This is a genomic window from Pseudomonas sp. Irchel s3h17 (assembly GCF_900187505.1).
Taxonomy (GTDB): domain Bacteria; phylum Pseudomonadota; class Gammaproteobacteria; order Pseudomonadales; family Pseudomonadaceae; genus Aquipseudomonas.
In genome coordinates, this window is record NZ_FYDL01000020.1 from 14,115 (window position 1) to 30,771 (window position 16,657).

A 16,657-nucleotide genomic window follows, 5' to 3' on the forward strand; every position below is an offset into this window, starting at 1 on the left:
TTAATAAGACGCAAAGTGTCGTCGTTTTGCATGTCTTTGAATCAATCTGACGAGGATTGTGGTCAGACTGGCTGTCCACGGTCGATCTTGCTGCTGAGGATGATCGACGTGGTGGTCTTTTCCACACCGTCGACGCTGCCAATCTGGTCAAGCAGTTGATCGAGCTGTTCCGGTGAGTCGGTGCGCAGCCAGGCCACGTAATCGAACTCGCCACTCACCGCACAAAGTTGCTGGACCTGCGCCATGCTACTGAGCCGGCGCAGCACTTCTTTGCCGGAGCGCGGTTGCACGGTGATCCCGACATAAGCCTGCAGGCCACCCTCGACCACGCGCTGGCCCAGGCGTACGCCGTAACCGGTGATCACCCTGGCCTTTTCCAGGCGTGCCAGCCTTGACGTCACGGTAGTGCGGGCGATGCCCAGTTGCCGGGCGAGCATGGCCACGCTTTCACGGGCATTGATCTGCAGGGCTGCAATCAGTTGGCGGTCGATTTCATCGAGGGCGAGAGGGCGGGTGTCAGGCAAGGTGGTCTCCGGCGGCACACTTCAGTGGGGCGCATGTTACAGGCTGATGGGGGAATGCGAGTGCCCGCAGACAGGTTGCGCAACGAGCGTCACGCCAAAGGCTTCACCCGAGAAGCGACCTCAATGCCTGAAGTTCGATCCTGGGAATGACGCTCTCAGGAATCCTGGAGGTTTTAGACAGGTTGTAGACCGAGAAACTATCACCCATGACTTTCTTCGACATCAACTTCAATGACGGCAGAATTCGGGTGTGGTAGTGCTCATCCAGCCTGCACGGTGACAACACGGAATCGTTGTTCTCATAGAACCGCCCCATGGCCGGGGTCAGATCGAACCCGACCAGGATCACCTTGCTGAAACCCAGGTGGTGGGCAAGTTGCAGGGCCAGGTACGCCACGGTGCGGGCATCGAAGACGCCGTCGCTCAGGTTCTTGCTGAAGCCGACGCTTCTGGCGCGATGACTTAGAAGCGAATGCTTGTGCACCAGGTTCTTGTTGCTTCTGAAGAAGTAGTCGAGCCAGGTTTTTTTTGGGGCCCGTTTTAACGCAAAGAGCTTCCCTGCGGGTCGACTCCCCGCTCGCCGTACATGTTCTGTCCATAAGGCGACGCGTTGGCTGATGTTCATCGCCAGGGAAAAGAGTTCGGGTTGCTGCTTGGGGAAACCCATGTCCGTACAAATATAGAAGTACGGCTTGATGTTTGTGCCGATGAACAGCGAAATGGCACCGTTCATGGTGATCATCGGAACGTGGGCGAACTCTTCGACCGGAAAATCTTTGGCCGAACTCCCCGAGGCGATAATGAACACGGTACCGATTTCGCTGTTGCGGCACTCGTCGAGATCACTCGTATGACTCAACCTGGAGTCAACCAATGGGCGTTCCTGAGCTGCTTCCATGTCGGGTGTCCGATTGTTATGCCATTGACAATGCTTATATTTTTATTGATCCATGAAGCATGGCGCGACGGATGCCCGGCGAGGCGTCGCGTCTTGCGCCCGGTCGCTACCGGCGGCAATGGTCGAATCTAGCAAATCGCAATGAATGCAACCAACTCAAATGTTACCGAACGGTAGTGCGGTCGAAAATCGAGGGAAAAGACTGAGGCGCGGGAGGGCAGAAACAATAAGGCCGTGTGGGTGACCGCACGGTCATTCGTCCGGGATCCCCCAGTTAGCCAGTCGGCTCGAGAATCTCCACGGTGCCTGAGTCACTGGCGGCCTGAAGATATCGCATCACCTACGCGGCATGTTCTATTTGTTACGCGACTGTTGTGCGTCGCCTTTCATTCGTTGAGCGGGGCTTTGACTGTCTGGGCGGTGTTACAAACACTATCAAATTAGCTGGGTGGTGTTCGCCTAAGGGGCTGGCGTGCTCGGATCTAACCTCAGATGCTCTCTGCGGCTAATATATCGCTCAACTCCGACACGCTGATTTTAGGGAATACGCTGGTTGGGATTTTAGAAGTTGCAGACAGGTTGTAGACTTTGAAGCTTTCATTGACGACATGCTCCGACATCAGGCGCAGTGAAGGCAGTATTCGGCGCTGTAAAGCAGCGTCCAGGTTGCAGGGCGAGACAGCCTGTTCATTTTTTTCGTAGAAGCGGCCGGCGCTGGGGTTTAAATCAATCCCGACCAAAAAAACTTTGCTAAAGCCTAAGTGGTAAGCAAGTTGCATGGCAATGTATGCAACTGTTCGTGCGTCAAAGTAGCCCGTGCTCAAGTCTTTGCTGAATCCAATTGAACGCTGGCTTCCGAATTGAAATCTACTGTTTCGGACGTGAGACTTTTCCGGGTTTAAAAGAGAGCGGAGCAGCGAAGAGGTCGGCGCTTTGGAAAGCCTGAATACGTTCTTTCTAAGTATATTGGCGCGAGATAATGAGCCCGCCAGTACAATGTTTTCGCTATGCTCCAATGCCTGTGCATATAGTAAAGGTTGCTCTACTGGAAAACTGACGTCAGAACAGATATAGAAAGAGGGCTGCAGCCCTTTTTCTACAAGCAATGAGACTGCACCATTCATGGTGATGGTAGGGTATTCCGAAAAACGTTCAATCGGGAAGTCACGTGCCGAACTTCCGGAGGCTACAATGAAAACGGGTCCTTTTCTTGAGCCCTTCGCTAGGTCAAACGTCATTGGATTTTTCACCTTGTCCGCAGAATTTTGCATGTCTCAATTCATGTGTGATTTTCAATCGCAGGCACTTGTCATTCATGATGAGTGTTTCGGAAACATTTTATCATACTCCATTTGAAAACTGCGTGTGTTACCTGGGTTCGGCCAAGAATACCCTACCGCCGGGGAAAACCTTCCTGCCGTCTAATCTATGGTTGGCACGTCGATGGTGACTGACGAATACGGGCGAGGCGGGTCTTGTGCCTGCGAGGTGTTCGTTAAAGTCAAGCGGCTAGTCTCCATGGGACTTGGGTTTATTACAGTCTTGCGTGGTGCTGGAGCTTGTTGTATTTCTGTTTTGAAATGTTGTAACTGGTCAGAAAATAAATCCAGTTCGTTGGTTTCATGAGGCGGGGTAGAAGTGTGGTATCTATAGCGTCGCCCGAATGAAAGGCTCATTGTGCCACTGTCATTATGTCGATTTCTGGGTATTTTTTAGTCTCGGTGCGGAAACGCTGATGAGGGGATGTTGGAGTCATCAGGCATGAGGCAGGTTGATTGTGTGGGTGAAACGGTAAGGTTAGAGCGTCTGCCTGTCATCGGCGAGTCAGTTGTAAGTGACGTTTCAGTCAGGTTGAACGGTAAGTTTGAAACTTTCCAGCATGGCACAGTGAATGGGGGCTGCAAGAAGGCGCAACTCTGATAATTCATGTGATAGCGGTTTTGCTTTTTTCGGATGCAGCATCGTTTTTAAGGGTTTGGGTGCATGAGAAAGCTTGTGGAGTTTCTGAAGGCTAGTAAGTTGTATCGATTTCTAGTTGATGAGGATGAGTATCAGCCTACTCGCGAGGAGTTGCGTGAGCTTCGTTACGGAACAGCGGATAAACGAAGTAGCGATATGTTGTCACGTGATCTTGAGAAAAACAAAGCCACGGAAGACTGATTGTTGAGCCAGTGGTGGAGCTCATGGGTAACGAAATCGAGAATGTCCATGGTGTGGTTGGTGGGTGCATCACCTGCATTTGGGCCTGCCGATGATGGCAATCATTAGTCGTCGCCTTTGATTTTTGTGCGCTCCGACGGTTTTGCCAGCGGCTCGGTTTTGTTGGCATGGGAGCGTCAATGCGCTGATGCTCAGAAACCCGGGAGCTGAAGTGGGCACCGGCAGCGGGTTACATGACGACCGTCGGCCGTACCCATGCAGCGACGGGCTGGCGCCAGTTCATGCTGGGCCAAGACTTGACGTCGTGTCCGTGATGGGTTGCCTGCTAAAGAATGCTTTGCATAACGAGTGCGCCCCTGGCTGGAGGGGCCATACATGTCAACGCAGAAAGTTTGAGCCGGAAACACGAAAGCCGCGCAATGCGCGGCTTTGAGTATGGTGGGCCCACACGGACTTGAACCGTGGACCAAAGGATTATGAGTCCTCTGCTCTAACCAACTGAGCTATAGGCCCTCAGTAGGTCGCGGATTATAGCGACGGTTTCTCGGCTGTGCTATCCGAAAAATCTGAAACTGCGATACGAAGAAAGGTTGCGGCGAATTCGTCGGCTGGCAGCGGCAGGCTGACGATATAGCCCTGGATCTGTTCGCAACCTTCGGCCGTCAGGAATTGCTGCTGCGCCTGGGTTTCGACGCCCTCGGCAATGATGGTCAGTTGCATGCTGCGGCCAAGGGCGATGATTGCCCGGACGATGGCGACGTCATGGGGGTCGTCCGGAAGGCCTCGGACAAAGGACTGGTCGATTTTCAGGAAGTCCAGAGGCAGGCGTTTGAGGTAGCTCAGAGAGGAATAGCCCGTGCCGAAGTCATCGATCGCCAGTTGCACACCCAGGTGCTTGAGCTGGTGCAGGACTTCCAGGGCTTCTTCGGCCTGGCTCATGATGAAGCTTTCAGTAATTTCCAACTGCAGCAAGCCGGGTTTCAGGTGGTTGTCCTTGAGCAGTTGTTCGATGCGGCCCAGCAGGTTGGGCTGGCGCAATTGAGCTCCGGCGAGATTGACCGACAGCGAGCCGAGGCTTTCATAGCACGCGTTCCATTCCTGCAGTTGCCGGCAGGCGTGCTCGAGTACCCAGTCACCGATCTGCATGATCATGCCGTTTTCTTCGGCCAGCGGGATGAAGTGCTCGGGGGGCACGTCACCAAAGTTGGGGTGATGCCAGCGAATCAGCGCCTCGGCCCCCACCAGGCGTGTTTGGTTGAGGCTGATCTTTGGTTGATAGAACAGGGTCAGCTCATTGCGTTCGATGGCGCGACGCAGTTCATGTTCCAGCGCGACTCGCTCGCTGGCCTGCGCGGTGAGATCGCGTGTGTAGCTTTCGACCCGGTTACGGCCTTTGGCCTTGGAGCGGTACATCGCGGCATCGGCGTTCTTGACCAGGGTGGCCACGTCGCTGCCGTCCCTGGGGTAGAGGCTGGTGCCGATGCTGGCACTGATGAAAAACTCGTGTTCACCCGCCTGGAACGGCGCGGCGAAGCAGTTCAACAGCTTGTTGGCGATATTATCGGCGTCACTGGCTTGCTGCAGGCCGGGCAACAGGATGATGAATTCGTCACCGCCCAGGCGCGCCACGGTATCGATGTCCCGCAGTTGCTCCTTGAGGCGCACGGCGATGCCTTTGAGCAGCAGGTCGCCGACGGGGTGGCCAAGGCTGTCGTTGATGTGTTTGAAACGGTCCAGGTCCAGGAACAGCACGGCGCCCTGGCCACCCCGTTCTTGCTGGCCGTTGAGGGCCGTGAGCAGCCGGCTCTCGAACAGCGTACGGTTTGGCAGGCCGGTGAGCGGGTCGTGGTGGGCCTGGTAGTCGAGTTTCGCCTGGGCGTGCTTGAGGCTCGAGATGTCGGCAAATACCGCCACAAAGTGGGTGATGAAGCGGTCCTTGTTGCGCACGGCGCTGATGGTCAGCCAGCTGGGATACAGCTCGCCATTCTTGCGCCGGTTGGAAATCTCGCCCTGCCAATGCCCTTCGGCGGTCAGTTGGTGCCACATGGCCGCGTAGAAGGCGCTGTCGTGCAGGCCAGAGGCGAGTAGTCGGGGTGTATGGCCGAGGGCCTCGGTCTCGCTGTAGCCGGTGATCTCGGTAAAGGCACGGTTGACGGCGCTGATGTGCTGTTGAGTGTCGGTGATCAGCACACCTTCGGCCGTGCTCTCGAATACCGTAGCGGCCTGTTGCAGCTTTTCCTGCATCAGGTGTCGCTCGGTGATGTCGCGAGCGATGGTCAGCATGCAGTCCTCGTTGCCGATCGGCAGCGGCCGGCTCGACATCTCACAGAGGCGGATCTGCCCATCGTTGCGCCGGATATGGCAGCTGAAGTCGCGGACAAAACCATCGCGCTTGAGCTGGTCGAGCATTTTCCTGCGTTCGTTCAGGTTGACCCAAATCCCGAGGTCGAGGGTCGAGCGATCCAGTGACATCGCGCTGTTGAAGCCGGTAATGCGGCTGAATCCTTCGTTGACCTCAATCAGCAACCCGTCGCTGACCCGCGACAGCAGCAGACCGTCAGGGGAGGCATGGAAGGCTTTGGCGAACTTTTCTTCAGAGGTCTGCAGTTGCTGTTGGGTTTCCTTGAGCTGGCTGATGTCGCGCACCACCACGACCAGCGCCGGCGTGGTATCGAGTTCAAAGGGTTCGGCGGAGATCAGGCCGGTGAACACTTGGCCATTGCTGCGGCGAAAAGGCATTTCCAGGTTGCGAATGCTGCCCGCCTGCAAGCGTTTCAACAGCCCGGGGCCCACACCGGCGATGCCCCATATGTTCAATTCGGTGGCGGTTCGGCCGATGACTTCGTTGGCGCTGAGACCAATCTGCTCCTCGAACGCTTCGTTGACCTCGAGCAGGCAGCCATCCACCAGGCGCGCGATCACCAGGATGTCCGGGCATTGCTGGAATACCGAGGCGAATTTCTGCTCGGAGAGGCGCAAGGCTTCCTCGGTGCGTTTGGCTTCGCTGATGTCGATCATCAGCCCGCGCATCACCGGTTCATGGCCGTGCTCGATCAGGCTGACGATGTCTCGCACCCAGAGGCAGCGGCCGTCTGCGGTGATGACTCGGTAGTCCAGGCTGTGATCGCGTCCGGCGAGGAGTTCGTGGTCGCAAAAATTTTGCGCACGGGTGAGGTCCGCAGGGTGGATGATGTTGCGCCAGAAGCCCGGAATCAGCCAGTGGGAGAGGGGGTAGCCGAGCAGGTCTTCGGCATGTGGCGAGACGTAGCTGTAAGTGAAATCGCTGATGCGTGCTTCCCAGGCAATGGCAGAAAGGCTCTCCACCAGCCCGCGGTAATGATATTCGCTGGAGCGCAGTTCCTGCTCCAGATCGACCCGACGTGCGATTTCCGAACTCAAGCGCCGATTGATGCGAATCACCGCGGCCAGGACGATGACCAGCAGCAGTATGCCGGGCAGGCCGTATTTCAATAGATCGACCCAGAAGGTCCGGTGATCGAGGACGTTGCCTACCCAATGTTCCTGGATGGAGCTGATCTCGCCTGGGGTCATGTCGGCCAGCACTTTATCCAGTATGCCGACCAAGACGGTGTTGTTGCGAGGTACCGCCATCGCCAGTTGGTAGCGATAGGGCGTTTCACCGCTGACGTAGAGGCCTTCAAGCTTGAGTTGGCGAAGGCTCCAGACACTTGATGCCAGGTCGCCCACGACCGCATCCACTCCATCGGTGGCCAGGGCCTGCAAGGCTGAACTGACGTTGGGCATGGGCACCAGATTGAGGTCGGGGTGGTGCGTACGCAGCAGTTCATGGGGGGCGTAGTTTTCCACCACGGCGATCTTCAAGCCGTACAGGTCATCAAGGTTGCGCGGTTGCGCACTGCCCACATGGGCCAGGATGACGATGGGAAAGTCCAGGTAGGGCCGCGTGAACGAGAGATAGGTCTGGCGCTCGGGGGTCGACATGATGCCGGGCAGGAGGTCCAGCTTGCCGTGTTTGACCTGGTCCAGTACTTCGGTCCAACTGACGGGTTCGACGGGGGTGACCTTGATTGCCAGGCGATTGCGTATGACGTTGATGTAATCGGCCGCCAGCCCCTGGTAATGGCCCTGTTCATCGCGGTACTCAAAGGGTGGCCAGGAGGCATCTACCCCCAGGCGCAATTCAGGGTGAGCCGCAAGCCAGCGACGTTCTTCGTCTGTAAGAGACAGCGCGCCAGCCGTTGCGGTCCAGGTTATCAGCGACAGTAAAAGTACGGCCGGGATTCTGGGCATAACGGTCTCGTTATGGCTCGGGGGGGATGTTTCGAGTGTAGACGCGCTGGCGGGGGGAGGTGGGGTGCGGGGAGGATTAAATCTGTAGAAAGCAAAACCCCCGGCAGGGCCGGGGGTCTTGGGGTTACTCGTCGAGGAAGGAGCGCAGATGCTCGCTTCTCGTCGGGTGGCGCAGCTTGCGCAGCGCCTTGGCTTCGATCTGGCGGATCCGTTCACGGGTAACGTCGAACTGCTTACCGACTTCCTCAAGGGTGTGGTCGGTATTCATGTCGATACCGAAGCGCATGCGCAGGACCTTGGCTTCACGGGCAGTGAGGCCGGAGAGTACTTCGCGAGTGGCTTCTTTAAGGCTCTCAACGGTAGCGACATCGATTGGCGACTGCATGGTCGAGTCTTCGATGAAGTCACCCAGATGGGAGTCTTCGTCATCACCGATCGGGGTTTCCATGGAGATCGGCTCTTTAGCGATCTTCAATACCTTGCGGATCTTGTCCTCAGGCATTTCCATGCGTTCGCCCAGCTCTTCCGGGGTCGGTTCGCGACCCATTTCCTGCAACATCTGCCGGGAAATACGGTTGAGCTTGTTGATCGTCTCGATCATGTGCACCGGGATACGGATGGTGCGGGCCTGGTCGGCGATCGAGCGAGTGATCGCCTGACGGATCCACCAGGTGGCATAAGTCGAGAATTTGTAGCCGCGACGGTATTCGAACTTGTCTACCGCTTTCATCAAGCCGATGTTGCCTTCCTGGATCAGGTCGAGGAATTGCAGGCCACGGTTGGTGTACTTCTTGGCGATGGAGATCACCAGACGCAAGTTCGCTTCGACCATCTCTTTTTTCGCGCGGCGGGCCTTGGCCTCACCGATCGACATGCGACGGTTGATGTCCTTGATCTCGGCGATCGTCAAACCGGTTTCGGTTTGCAGCGCGGTCAGCTTCTGCTGGCAACGAATGATGTCCGGTTGCAGGCGACCAATGGCTTCAGCGTATTTGCTTTTGCCTTTGGCCAGTGCATCGGTCCAGCTTTCGTCAACTTCGTTGCCCGGGAACTGGCGCAGGAAATCGGCACGCGGCATGCGGGCATCACGAACGCAAAGTTGCATGATCGCGCGCTCTTGCTGACGCAGACGATCCAGGGCACTGCGAACACGCTCGACCAGGCCTTCGAATTGCTTCGGAACCAGTTTGATCGGCATGAACAGCTCAGCCAGGGCCAACAACTCGGCGATTGCCAGCTTATTGCCACGACCGTGCTTTTTCAGCGCCTTGCGGGTGATTTCCATCTGGTCGGCCACAGCGCCAAAACGCTGGGCTGCGATGACCGGATCCGGACCGCTTTCGGCTTCTTCTTCGTCGTCACTGGCTTCAGCGTCGTCCTCTTCGGCGTCGTCGGCAGCTGGCGCGGCCTTGGCGTCGACAGGCGGCGGCACTTCTGCAGCAGGCGGCGCAATGCCGTCGTCCGGGTCGATATAACCGCTCAGGACGTCGGACAGGCGACCACCTTCGGTGGTGACGCGAGTGTATTCGGAGAGAATGTGGTCAACCGTGCCAGGGAAGTGCGCAATTGCGCCCATCACTTCACGGATGCCCTCTTCAATACGCTTGGCGATTTCGATTTCGCCTTCACGTGTGAGGAGCTCTACCGTACCCATTTCACGCATGTACATGCGCACAGGGTCGGTGGTGCGACCGATGTCGGTCTCGACCGCTGCCAACGCAGCCGCTGCTTCTTCCGCAGCGGCCTCGTCGGTATCGGCGTCGGCCAGCATAAGGGCGTCCGCATCCGGAGCACTCTCGTGTACGGGAATCCCCATGTCATTAATCATGCGGATGATGTCTTCCACCTGTTCCGGATCTGAAATATCCTCCGGCAGGTGGTCGTTGACCTCTGCGTAAGTCAGATACTTCTGCTCACGACCCAGTTTGATCAACTCGATGATACGAGACTGCTGTTGCGCTTTTCCGGACATAACACCCTATCCACTGAAGGTCTTGGCGGGCAAAAAACAAGCCGAGGATTATACCTGAGCTATGACCTCACGCGCCAGTTGAGGTCGGGCTTGATGCGGAAACATTGCGACTTAAAAGGTCGCGCAGTTGATTTTTCTCGTCGCCACTCAATTCGCTTTGACGTGCTTTCCTGAGCAGCTGTTCCAGATTTCGCTCGCGTTGGCGGGCTGACAAGCTAGTTATGGTGTCGAAAAACTGTTGTTCAAGGTTATCTCCCTCAATCAGCCATTCCTTTTCTGCCAATGCCTTGAGCAAGCGACCCTGTTCGGTTCCATGCCAGCGTGCAATCAACTGAAATGAGTTTAGCTTGGGATTCTTCTGTACGGCTTCCAGTAGTGCTACCAGCAATTGAGTGTTGGAGTGATCCTCGGCAGCGAAGTGCCCGGCGTCCTCGACTTTTTCAGCCAGTTGCGGGTGATGCAGCAGCGTGCGCAAGGCTGCCAGTGTAGGTGGCTCTACGGCTGCCGGCACTCGTGGTGCTCGTGGCTGGTCGCGATCGCCGCCACGCTTGCCGTTCTTGTCCCAGGGTTTCTTGTCCCATTTCTTGCCGCCGGCGCCGGTTTTCTTGGGTGTCCACTCTTGCTGCGGCGCATACATGTCTTGCGCTTGCGGCTGGTGGTAGTCGCTGTAGTCCGGCATGGCGTCGTAATTGATGCCCGGATCATAGGCCGGTGGCGCATCCTGCGGGGCGTTGTGTGCCAGTTGGCTCACGGTTTCGCTGGTGAGGCCGGTAATTTCGGTCAGGCGCTGGCGCATCAGGGTGCGCAGGTTGGCACCAGGTACTTTGTCGATCAGCGGTGCGGCGAGGGTGGCCATGTGGGCCTTGCCTTCGAGCGAGCGCGGATCGGCTTCCTCGGTCAGTTGCTGGAAGAAGTAATCGGCCAGGGGCTGGGCGTGCTGATTGATGCGCGCGCGGAAGGCGTCGGTGCCTTCGGAGCGGACCAGGGTATCCGGGTCCTCGCCTTCGGGTAGAAACAGAAAGCGCGCGCGCCGGCCGTCCTGCAGGCTCGACAGTGTTGCCTCGAGTGCGCGCCATGCAGCGTTGCGACCGGCCTGGTCGCCGTCGAAGCAGAACAGCACGCTGGGCACGACGCGGAACAGCCGCTTGAGGTGTTCTTCGCTGGTCGCGGTGCCCAGTGTGGCAACGGCATTGCGCAGGCCTTGCTGGGCCAGGGCGATAACGTCCATGTAGCCCTCGACGACGATGATTTCGTCGAGGTTGCGGTTGGTCTTGCGGGCTTCATACAGGCCATAGAGTTCCTGGCCTTTATGAAATACCGGGGTTTCCGGTGAATTCAGGTATTTCGGTTTGTCATCGCCCAGTACCCGGCCGCCAAACGCGATGATGCGCCCGCGGCTGTCGCGGATCGGAAACATGACGCGATCGCGGAAGCGGTCGTAGCGTTTGCCGGTTTCGGCGTTTTCAATCAGCAGGCCGGCATCGATCATGGCCTTTTGTTGCAGCGTATCGCTGCTCAGGTGCTTGAACAGATTGTCCCAGCCCGGTGGGGCGAAACCGAGGCCGAAATCGCGAGCGATTTCGCCGGTCAGGCCGCGCCCTTTCAGGTAGTCGACAGCCGCTTTGCGCGCTGGGTGGCTTTTCAGGGCCTGGCGGTAAAAGTCAGCGGCGGCGGTCAGTAGCGGATAGAGCGGCGAGTCGGTGGGTTGCCGCGGCTTGTGCGGGCGACCGCTTTCCTCGCGAGGTATTTCCATGCCGGCGGCTTTGGCCAGTTCTTCGACGGCCTGGGGGAAATCCAGGTTGTCGTGGTCCATGATGAAGCCGAGGGCATTGCCGCCAGCGCCGCAGCCAAAGCAGTAATAGAACTGTTTGTCCGGGCTGACGCTGAAGGAGGGGGTTTTTTCCTTGTGGAACGGGCAGCAGGCAGTGTAGTTCTTGCCGGCTTTTTTCATTTGCAGGCGAGAGCTGACCACGTCGACGATGTCGGTGCGGTTCAGAAGGTCGTCAATAAAGCTCTGGGGAATTAGCCCGGCCATGGCGTTCTCGTCATCACTGCGTCTGAATGATTGGCCCGCGCGAGGGGCGAACGGTGCCGGGTCATGGTTTTGAGGCGCGGCAGATGTGCGGCTCGACCAGGTATCGTCTGCGTATTCGCTGTCGGGGAGTGTATCTGCCGAAAATCCACTGAGGTTAGTACCAATCAGTATTCGACTGTTCGAAAGTGTTGCGCTGAATCCGGCAGTGCCCGGTGACAGGCCTCGGATAGCTCAAAAGCGGGCACGCAAGAGGGTGCCTTGGGCTGATCGTCGATAGAATCAGTAAGGTGTGCTCGTCAGTAGCCTTGGAAGGCTCGTCAGAAGAGACGTGCACTGCTGGCAAAAGAGCCAGGTCTGACGTGTAAAACAGATTTGTCTCGGTCGCGTCTGCGGCTTCGACGGTGAAGCATCAAGCGATATCCGCAAATGCCATTAGCCCGGCTGAGAGCCGGGCTTGGCAGAAGCTTGCTACGGTCGTCTGCGTATTAGTACAGACGAACGGCGCGGCGCTGTTCGCGCTGAACTTTCTTGGCGTGACGCTTAACAGCAGCAGCTGCTTTGCGCTTACGCTCAGAAGTTGGCTTCTCGTAAAATTCGCGGCTACGAACTTCAGCCAGTACACCGGCTTTTTCGCAGGAGCGCTTGAAACGACGCAGAGCTACGTCGAAGGGTTCGTTCTCTTTTACTTTGACGGCTGGCATCCAGAGCTACCTTCATTCATTACCGGGGGCAACATCCTCGCGGCAAAAGAGCACTTGAAGACGTCGGTTTTTAAGGGTTGCGGATGTTAACCCCTCATCGCTCGGAATGCAAAGCCTCTGATCGAAAACCGCTGGTCGGGGCATCACGCGGCGACTATTATGCGCGCCTTCGAATTCAGCCTAAACAAGGCGCAAACCCATGCTAGTACTGGGATTAGAAACTTCCTGCGATGAAACCGGCGTCGCACTTTACGACAGTGAAAAAGGCCTGCTGGCCGATGCGCTGTTCAGCCAGATCGATCTGCATCGCGCCTATGGTGGCGTGGTGCCGGAGCTGGCATCACGGGATCACGTCAAGCGTATGCTGCCCTTGATTCGTCAGGTGTTGGCCGAAGCGGACTGCGTGCCGACCGAGATCGATGCCATCGCCTACACCGCGGGTCCTGGCCTGGTCGGCGCCTTGCTGGTGGGGGCTTCCTGCGCCCAGGCACTGGCGTTTGCCTGGGGTATCCCGGCCTTGGGCGTGCACCACATGGAAGGGCATTTGCTGGCGCCGATGCTGGAGCCGCAACCACCCGAGTTCCCGTTCGTCGCTTTGTTGGTGTCGGGTGGGCATACGCAACTGGTTCGGGTCGATGGTATCGGTCAATACGAGTTGCTGGGCGAGACCCTGGATGATGCCGCCGGCGAAGCCTTCGACAAGACGGCGAAGATGATGGGGCTCAATTATCCGGGTGGTCCGGAAATCGCGCGCCTGGCCGTGCAAGGCGTAGTCGGGCGTTTCGTCTTTCCACGCCCGATGTGTGATCGGCCGGGTCTGGATTTCAGTTTCAGCGGCTTGAAAACCTTTGCCTTGAACACCTGGCAGCAGTGCGTCAGCGCCGGGGACGACAGCGAGCAAACCCGCTGCGACATCTCGCTGGCCTTCCAGCAGGCGGTGGTGGAGACTCTGACCATCAAGTGCAAGCGCGCCCTGAAGCAGGCGGGTCTCAAGCGCCTGGTGATTGCTGGTGGCGTGAGTGCCAACAAGGCCTTGCGTGCTTCCCTGGAAAAAATGCTCGGCGACATGAAGGGCGACGTTTACTACGCACGTCCGGAGTTCTGCACCGATAACGGCGCGATGATCGCATTTGCCGGTTGCCAGCGATTGCAGGCTGGCCAGCACGAAAGCCTGGCGATCAGTGTTCAGGCCCGCTGGCCGATGGAGCAGCTGTCACCGTTGTAACGGACCGTCGCACGTGAGCGATATTCACCCGCGGTCGTTAGAAATGCCGTTCGCGCCCGGCAAACAGGTCGCGTAGATTGCCGCGATGGCGCCAGACGATCAGCGCCGTCAATGCGCTCATGGGCAGTAACGCTGCCGGTTCCTGCCAGGCCAGTAGTGGCAGGGTCAGGGGCGTGGCGATGAGGGCGGCCAGCGAGCTGGTGCGGGTGAGGTAGAAGGTCAGGAGCCAGGCGCCAATGGCCAGGAGTGCCGCTGGCGGGTATAGCCCCAGCAGCATGCCGGCGGCCGTTGCAACGCCTTTGCCGCCGCGAAAGCAGAAGTACAGCGGAAACAGGTGGCCGATGACGGCGCAGACGCCAATCCAGGCCTGTTGTTGTATCGAAAGGCCTGCCAGTCCGGCAATCAGTACGGGCAGCAAGCCTTTGCAAAGATCGCCCAGCAAGGTGAGGACGGCGAGTTTTTTGCCCGCCAGGCGTAACATGTTGGTGGCGCCGGCATTACCCGATCCACTCATTCGCGGATCGGGGTTACCGGTCAGGCGGCTGAGCAAAATGGCGAAGGACAGAGAGCCAAGCAGGTAGGCGAGGATCGCCAGTAACCAAAACATGCTAACTATTCCGGGCGAGGACGCCCTGATTCTAACGGCGCATTGCGCCCTTGTCGTGCTGCGGAGAAAAGTGCTTGGACAGAGTGTTTATCGAGGGCCTGGAAGTCGACACGGTGATTGGTGCCTACGACTGGGAGCGCGGCATCCGTCAGTGCCTGCGTCTTGACCTGAGCTTTGCCTGGGACAACCGTCCGGCAGCGGCGGGTGATGACCTGACCCTGGCGCTCGACTATGCCAGTGTCACATCGCGTATCCAGGCGTTCGCCGAGCAGTCCAGCTACCAACTGGTGGAGACCTTTGCCGAGCGTCTGGCGGAAGTCTTGATGGACGAATTCAAGATCACCTGGATGCGTCTCAAGCTGACCAAGCCAGGCGCCATCCCGGCTGCAGCGGGCGTGGGCGTGGAGATCGAGCGCGGATGTCGCTAACTCAGGTATTTCTCGGGCTCGGCAGCAATGTCGAGCGCGAAGCTCATCTGCGGGCTGGGTTGGAAGCGCTGTCGGGCTTCCTGGTGGATATCCGCTGCTCGGCGGTGTTCGAAAGCCAGCCGGTCGGGATCAAGAGCGGACCATTTTTCAATTTCGTGGTGTCTGCGTTTACCGATCTGCCCTTGATGGAGCTGGATCGGCGATTGAAGTTCATTGAGGCCGACAATGGTCGGTACGCCCCGGATCGCAAGGGCTTGCCGCTGGATATCGACGTGCTGCTGTACGGCGATCTGGTGGGTAATTTCGATGGGTTGGTCCTGCCGCGAGCGGAAATCCTGAAAAACGCCTTTGTGTTATGGCCGCTGTCGCTGATTGCGCCGGACAGGGTGCATCCGGGTGTCGGCAAAAACTTCGCGACCTTGTGGGGTGAAGCGCAGATTGACCAGGTGTTGGCGCCGGTGGCGTTTGAGTGGCGCAGTGAGCCGTTGACGCCTTTGAATTTGCTGTGACCTGACGGACGCTATCGCGGGCAAGCCCGCTCCCACAAGGTGTGCGCCGTACCTGTGGGAGCGGGCTTGCCCGCGATGTTTTCAGGCAAGCGCCTCCTTGTAGGCTTTCAACGCCTTGAGCCGCTCGCGCTTGATGGCCTCGCCCAGCTCCGGGCCCTTGAATCCCTGCTCCAGCAAGGGTTGAACCGCCACGCTGCGTGCGGCCGTGGCTGCACCTCGCAAGTAATCGGCTTGTGGATAACTTCTCTGTTCAAGACCTTTGCGGCCTCGTGCGTCCATTTCGCAGGCTGCAATGAACTCCTCGAATCGCTGCGGCCGTCGATACACATCAAAGCTCTGTAGCAACTCCAGCAAGGTCGAGGCTTTCAGCTCCAGGGCGCGATGGCCGTGGGTGTGGTATTCCCCCACCAGCAGCGCCAGTTCCTGGCAGTCGCGCGGAGCCTTGAAGCGTGCGTTGACGGCCTTGATCAGTTTCAGTCCCTTGTGTTCATGGGCGATGTGCCTGGGCCATTCGCTCTCGGGTGTCAGGCCTTTGCCAAGGTCATGCAGCAAACAGGCCCAGCGCACGGTCAGCGGCTGCTTGTGGGCAGCGGCCTGTTCCAGAACGCTCAGGGTATGGAGGCCGCTGTCGATTTCCGGGTGATGGGCTTCAGGCTGCGGCACGCCGAACAGCGCATCAACCTCGGGCATCAGCACCTTCAAAGCGTCGCAGTCCCTGAGTACCTGGATGAAAACCTGAGGCTGGTTTTCCATCAGGGCGCGGGATATTTCTTTCCAGCTGCGTTCGGCAGTCAGTGCCTCAAGTTCGCCTGATTCGCTGAGTTGGCGCATCAGTTCGAGGGTTTCGGGTGCGACCGTGAAACCGAGCTCGGCGTAACGGGCGGCGAAACGGGCAACGCGCAGGACTCGCAAGGGATCTTCGGCGAATGCGGGGGAAACATGGCGAAGTATGCGTGCCTCGAGATCGCGCTGGCCATGATAGGGGTCGGTCAGTTGGCCCCGATCGTCTTCAGCCATGGCATTGATCGTCAGGTCACGGCGAATCAGGTCTTCTTCCAGGGTGACTTCGGGGCTGGCGTGAAAGGTGAAGCCACCGTAACCGCGCCCGGTTTTACGTTCGGTGCGGGCGAGGGCATATTCCTCGCCACTTTCAGGGTGCAGGAAGACCGGGAAATCGGCTCCGACCGGGCGAAAGCCCTTGGCGAGCATCTCTTCGGTGCTGGCACCGACCACAACCCGGTCAATGTCGGTGACAGGCTTGCCGAGCAGGCGATCCCTGACCGCGCCGCCGACTTTATAAATCTGCATAAAAAACCTCCGTTAGCT

12 protein-coding genes and 1 tRNA gene are annotated in these 16,657 nt (G+C 58.1%); 3 read left to right on the forward strand and 10 right to left on the reverse strand.

Going from position 1 to position 16,657, the window contains the following annotated elements; translation table 11 throughout:
- Positions 1 to 62: 62 nt before the first annotated feature.
- The 8 genes from CKW25_RS23120 to rpsU all read right to left on the reverse strand — a co-directional run bounded on the left by CKW25_RS23120 (position 63) and on the right by rpsU (position 12,562).
- The gene (locus tag CKW25_RS23120) at positions 63 to 524 is read right to left on the reverse strand and encodes an Lrp/AsnC family transcriptional regulator (RefSeq protein WP_095082889.1); all 462 of its coding nucleotides are present in this window, start codon (positions 522 to 524) and stop codon (positions 63 to 65) included.
- A 103-nt stretch (positions 525 to 627) separates the two neighbouring features.
- The gene (locus CKW25_RS23125; RefSeq protein ID WP_095082891.1) at positions 628 to 1,422 is read right to left on the reverse strand and encodes a lipopolysaccharide biosynthesis protein; all 795 of its coding nucleotides are present in this window, start codon (positions 1,420 to 1,422) and stop codon (positions 628 to 630) included.
- Between the two features lie 488 nt (positions 1,423 to 1,910).
- Positions 1,911 to 2,693, reverse strand: a complete 783-nt coding sequence (locus CKW25_RS23130; protein ID WP_256578011.1) for a lipopolysaccharide biosynthesis protein — start codon at positions 2,691 to 2,693, stop codon at positions 1,911 to 1,913.
- Between the two features lie 1,325 nt (positions 2,694 to 4,018).
- A tRNA-Ile gene (locus CKW25_RS23135) sits at positions 4,019 to 4,095 on the reverse strand.
- A 15-nt stretch (positions 4,096 to 4,110) separates the two neighbouring features.
- The gene (locus tag CKW25_RS23140; protein WP_095082894.1) at positions 4,111 to 7,854 is read right to left on the reverse strand and encodes an EAL domain-containing protein; all 3,744 of its coding nucleotides are present in this window, start codon (positions 7,852 to 7,854) and stop codon (positions 4,111 to 4,113) included.
- A 124-nt stretch (positions 7,855 to 7,978) separates the two neighbouring features.
- Complete coding sequence (gene rpoD, locus CKW25_RS23145) at positions 7,979 to 9,826, reverse strand: RNA polymerase sigma factor RpoD (RefSeq protein WP_095082896.1); 1,848 nt, start codon at positions 9,824 to 9,826, stop codon at positions 7,979 to 7,981.
- A gap of 67 nt (positions 9,827 to 9,893) precedes the next feature.
- On the reverse strand, positions 9,894 to 11,861 hold the full coding sequence (dnaG, locus tag CKW25_RS23150; protein ID WP_095082898.1) for a DNA primase: 1,968 nt from the start codon (positions 11,859 to 11,861) through the stop codon (positions 9,894 to 9,896).
- Between the two features lie 485 nt (positions 11,862 to 12,346).
- On the reverse strand, positions 12,347 to 12,562 hold the full coding sequence (gene rpsU / locus CKW25_RS23155; protein ID WP_002551877.1) for a 30S ribosomal protein S21: 216 nt from the start codon (positions 12,560 to 12,562) through the stop codon (positions 12,347 to 12,349).
- Positions 12,563 to 12,761: 199 nt separating this feature from the next.
- Here rpsU and tsaD point away from each other — a divergent pair, with 199 nt between their 5' ends.
- Entirely contained in the window at positions 12,762 to 13,787 is a 1,026-nt protein-coding gene (gene tsaD / locus CKW25_RS23160; protein ID WP_095082900.1) for a tRNA (adenosine(37)-N6)-threonylcarbamoyltransferase complex transferase subunit TsaD, read from the forward strand.
- 37 nt (positions 13,788 to 13,824) lie between these two features.
- On the opposite strand, the gene plsY is transcribed toward tsaD, so the two are convergent.
- Positions 13,825 to 14,394: a glycerol-3-phosphate 1-O-acyltransferase PlsY gene (gene plsY / locus CKW25_RS23165; RefSeq protein ID WP_095082902.1), complete on the reverse strand. Its 570-nt coding sequence runs from the start codon at positions 14,392 to 14,394 to the stop codon at positions 13,825 to 13,827.
- Positions 14,395 to 14,468: 74 nt separating this feature from the next.
- Between plsY and folB the strand changes: the two genes are divergently transcribed.
- Complete coding sequence (gene folB / locus CKW25_RS23170) at positions 14,469 to 14,822, forward strand: dihydroneopterin aldolase (protein WP_095082904.1); 354 nt, start codon at positions 14,469 to 14,471, stop codon at positions 14,820 to 14,822.
- Positions 14,813 to 15,331 (forward strand): 2-amino-4-hydroxy-6-hydroxymethyldihydropteridine diphosphokinase, encoded by a 519-nt coding sequence (folK, locus tag CKW25_RS23175; RefSeq protein WP_095082906.1) that lies wholly within the window; start codon positions 14,813 to 14,815, stop codon positions 15,329 to 15,331. The genes folB and folK overlap by 10 nt, the downstream gene beginning before the upstream one ends.
- An 81-nt stretch (positions 15,332 to 15,412) precedes the next feature.
- Here the strand turns inward: folK and CKW25_RS23180 are convergent, their stop codons facing one another.
- Positions 15,413 to 16,639 (reverse strand): multifunctional CCA addition/repair protein, encoded by a 1,227-nt coding sequence (locus CKW25_RS23180; protein ID WP_095082908.1) that lies wholly within the window; start codon positions 16,637 to 16,639, stop codon positions 15,413 to 15,415.
- Positions 16,640 to 16,657 lie beyond the last annotated feature (18 nt).

Coding starts and splice junctions, on each gene's coding strand:
- CKW25_RS23125 (WP_095082891.1), bottom strand. CDS start 1,422: ATGGAAGCAGCTCAGGAACGCCCATTGGTTGACTCCAGGTTGAGTCAT.
- CKW25_RS23130 (WP_256578011.1), bottom strand. CDS start 2,693: ATGCAAAATTCTGCGGACAAGGTGAAAAATCCAATGACGTTTGACCTA.
- CKW25_RS23140 (WP_095082894.1), bottom strand. CDS start 7,854: ATGCCCAGAATCCCGGCCGTACTTTTACTGTCGCTGATAACCTGGACC.
- rpoD (WP_095082896.1), bottom strand. CDS start 9,826: ATGTCCGGAAAAGCGCAACAGCAGTCTCGTATCATCGAGTTGATCAAA.
- dnaG (WP_095082898.1), bottom strand. CDS start 11,861: ATGGCCGGGCTAATTCCCCAGAGCTTTATTGACGACCTTCTGAACCGC.
- rpsU (WP_002551877.1), bottom strand. CDS start 12,562: ATGCCAGCCGTCAAAGTAAAAGAGAACGAACCCTTCGACGTAGCTCTG.
- tsaD (WP_095082900.1), top strand. CDS start 12,762: ATGCTAGTACTGGGATTAGAAACTTCCTGCGATGAAACCGGCGTCGCA.
- plsY (WP_095082902.1), bottom strand. CDS start 14,394: ATGTTTTGGTTACTGGCGATCCTCGCCTACCTGCTTGGCTCTCTGTCC.
- folK (WP_095082906.1), top strand. CDS start 14,813: ATGTCGCTAACTCAGGTATTTCTCGGGCTCGGCAGCAATGTCGAGCGC.
- CKW25_RS23180 (WP_095082908.1), bottom strand. CDS start 16,639: ATGCAGATTTATAAAGTCGGCGGCGCGGTCAGGGATCGCCTGCTCGGC.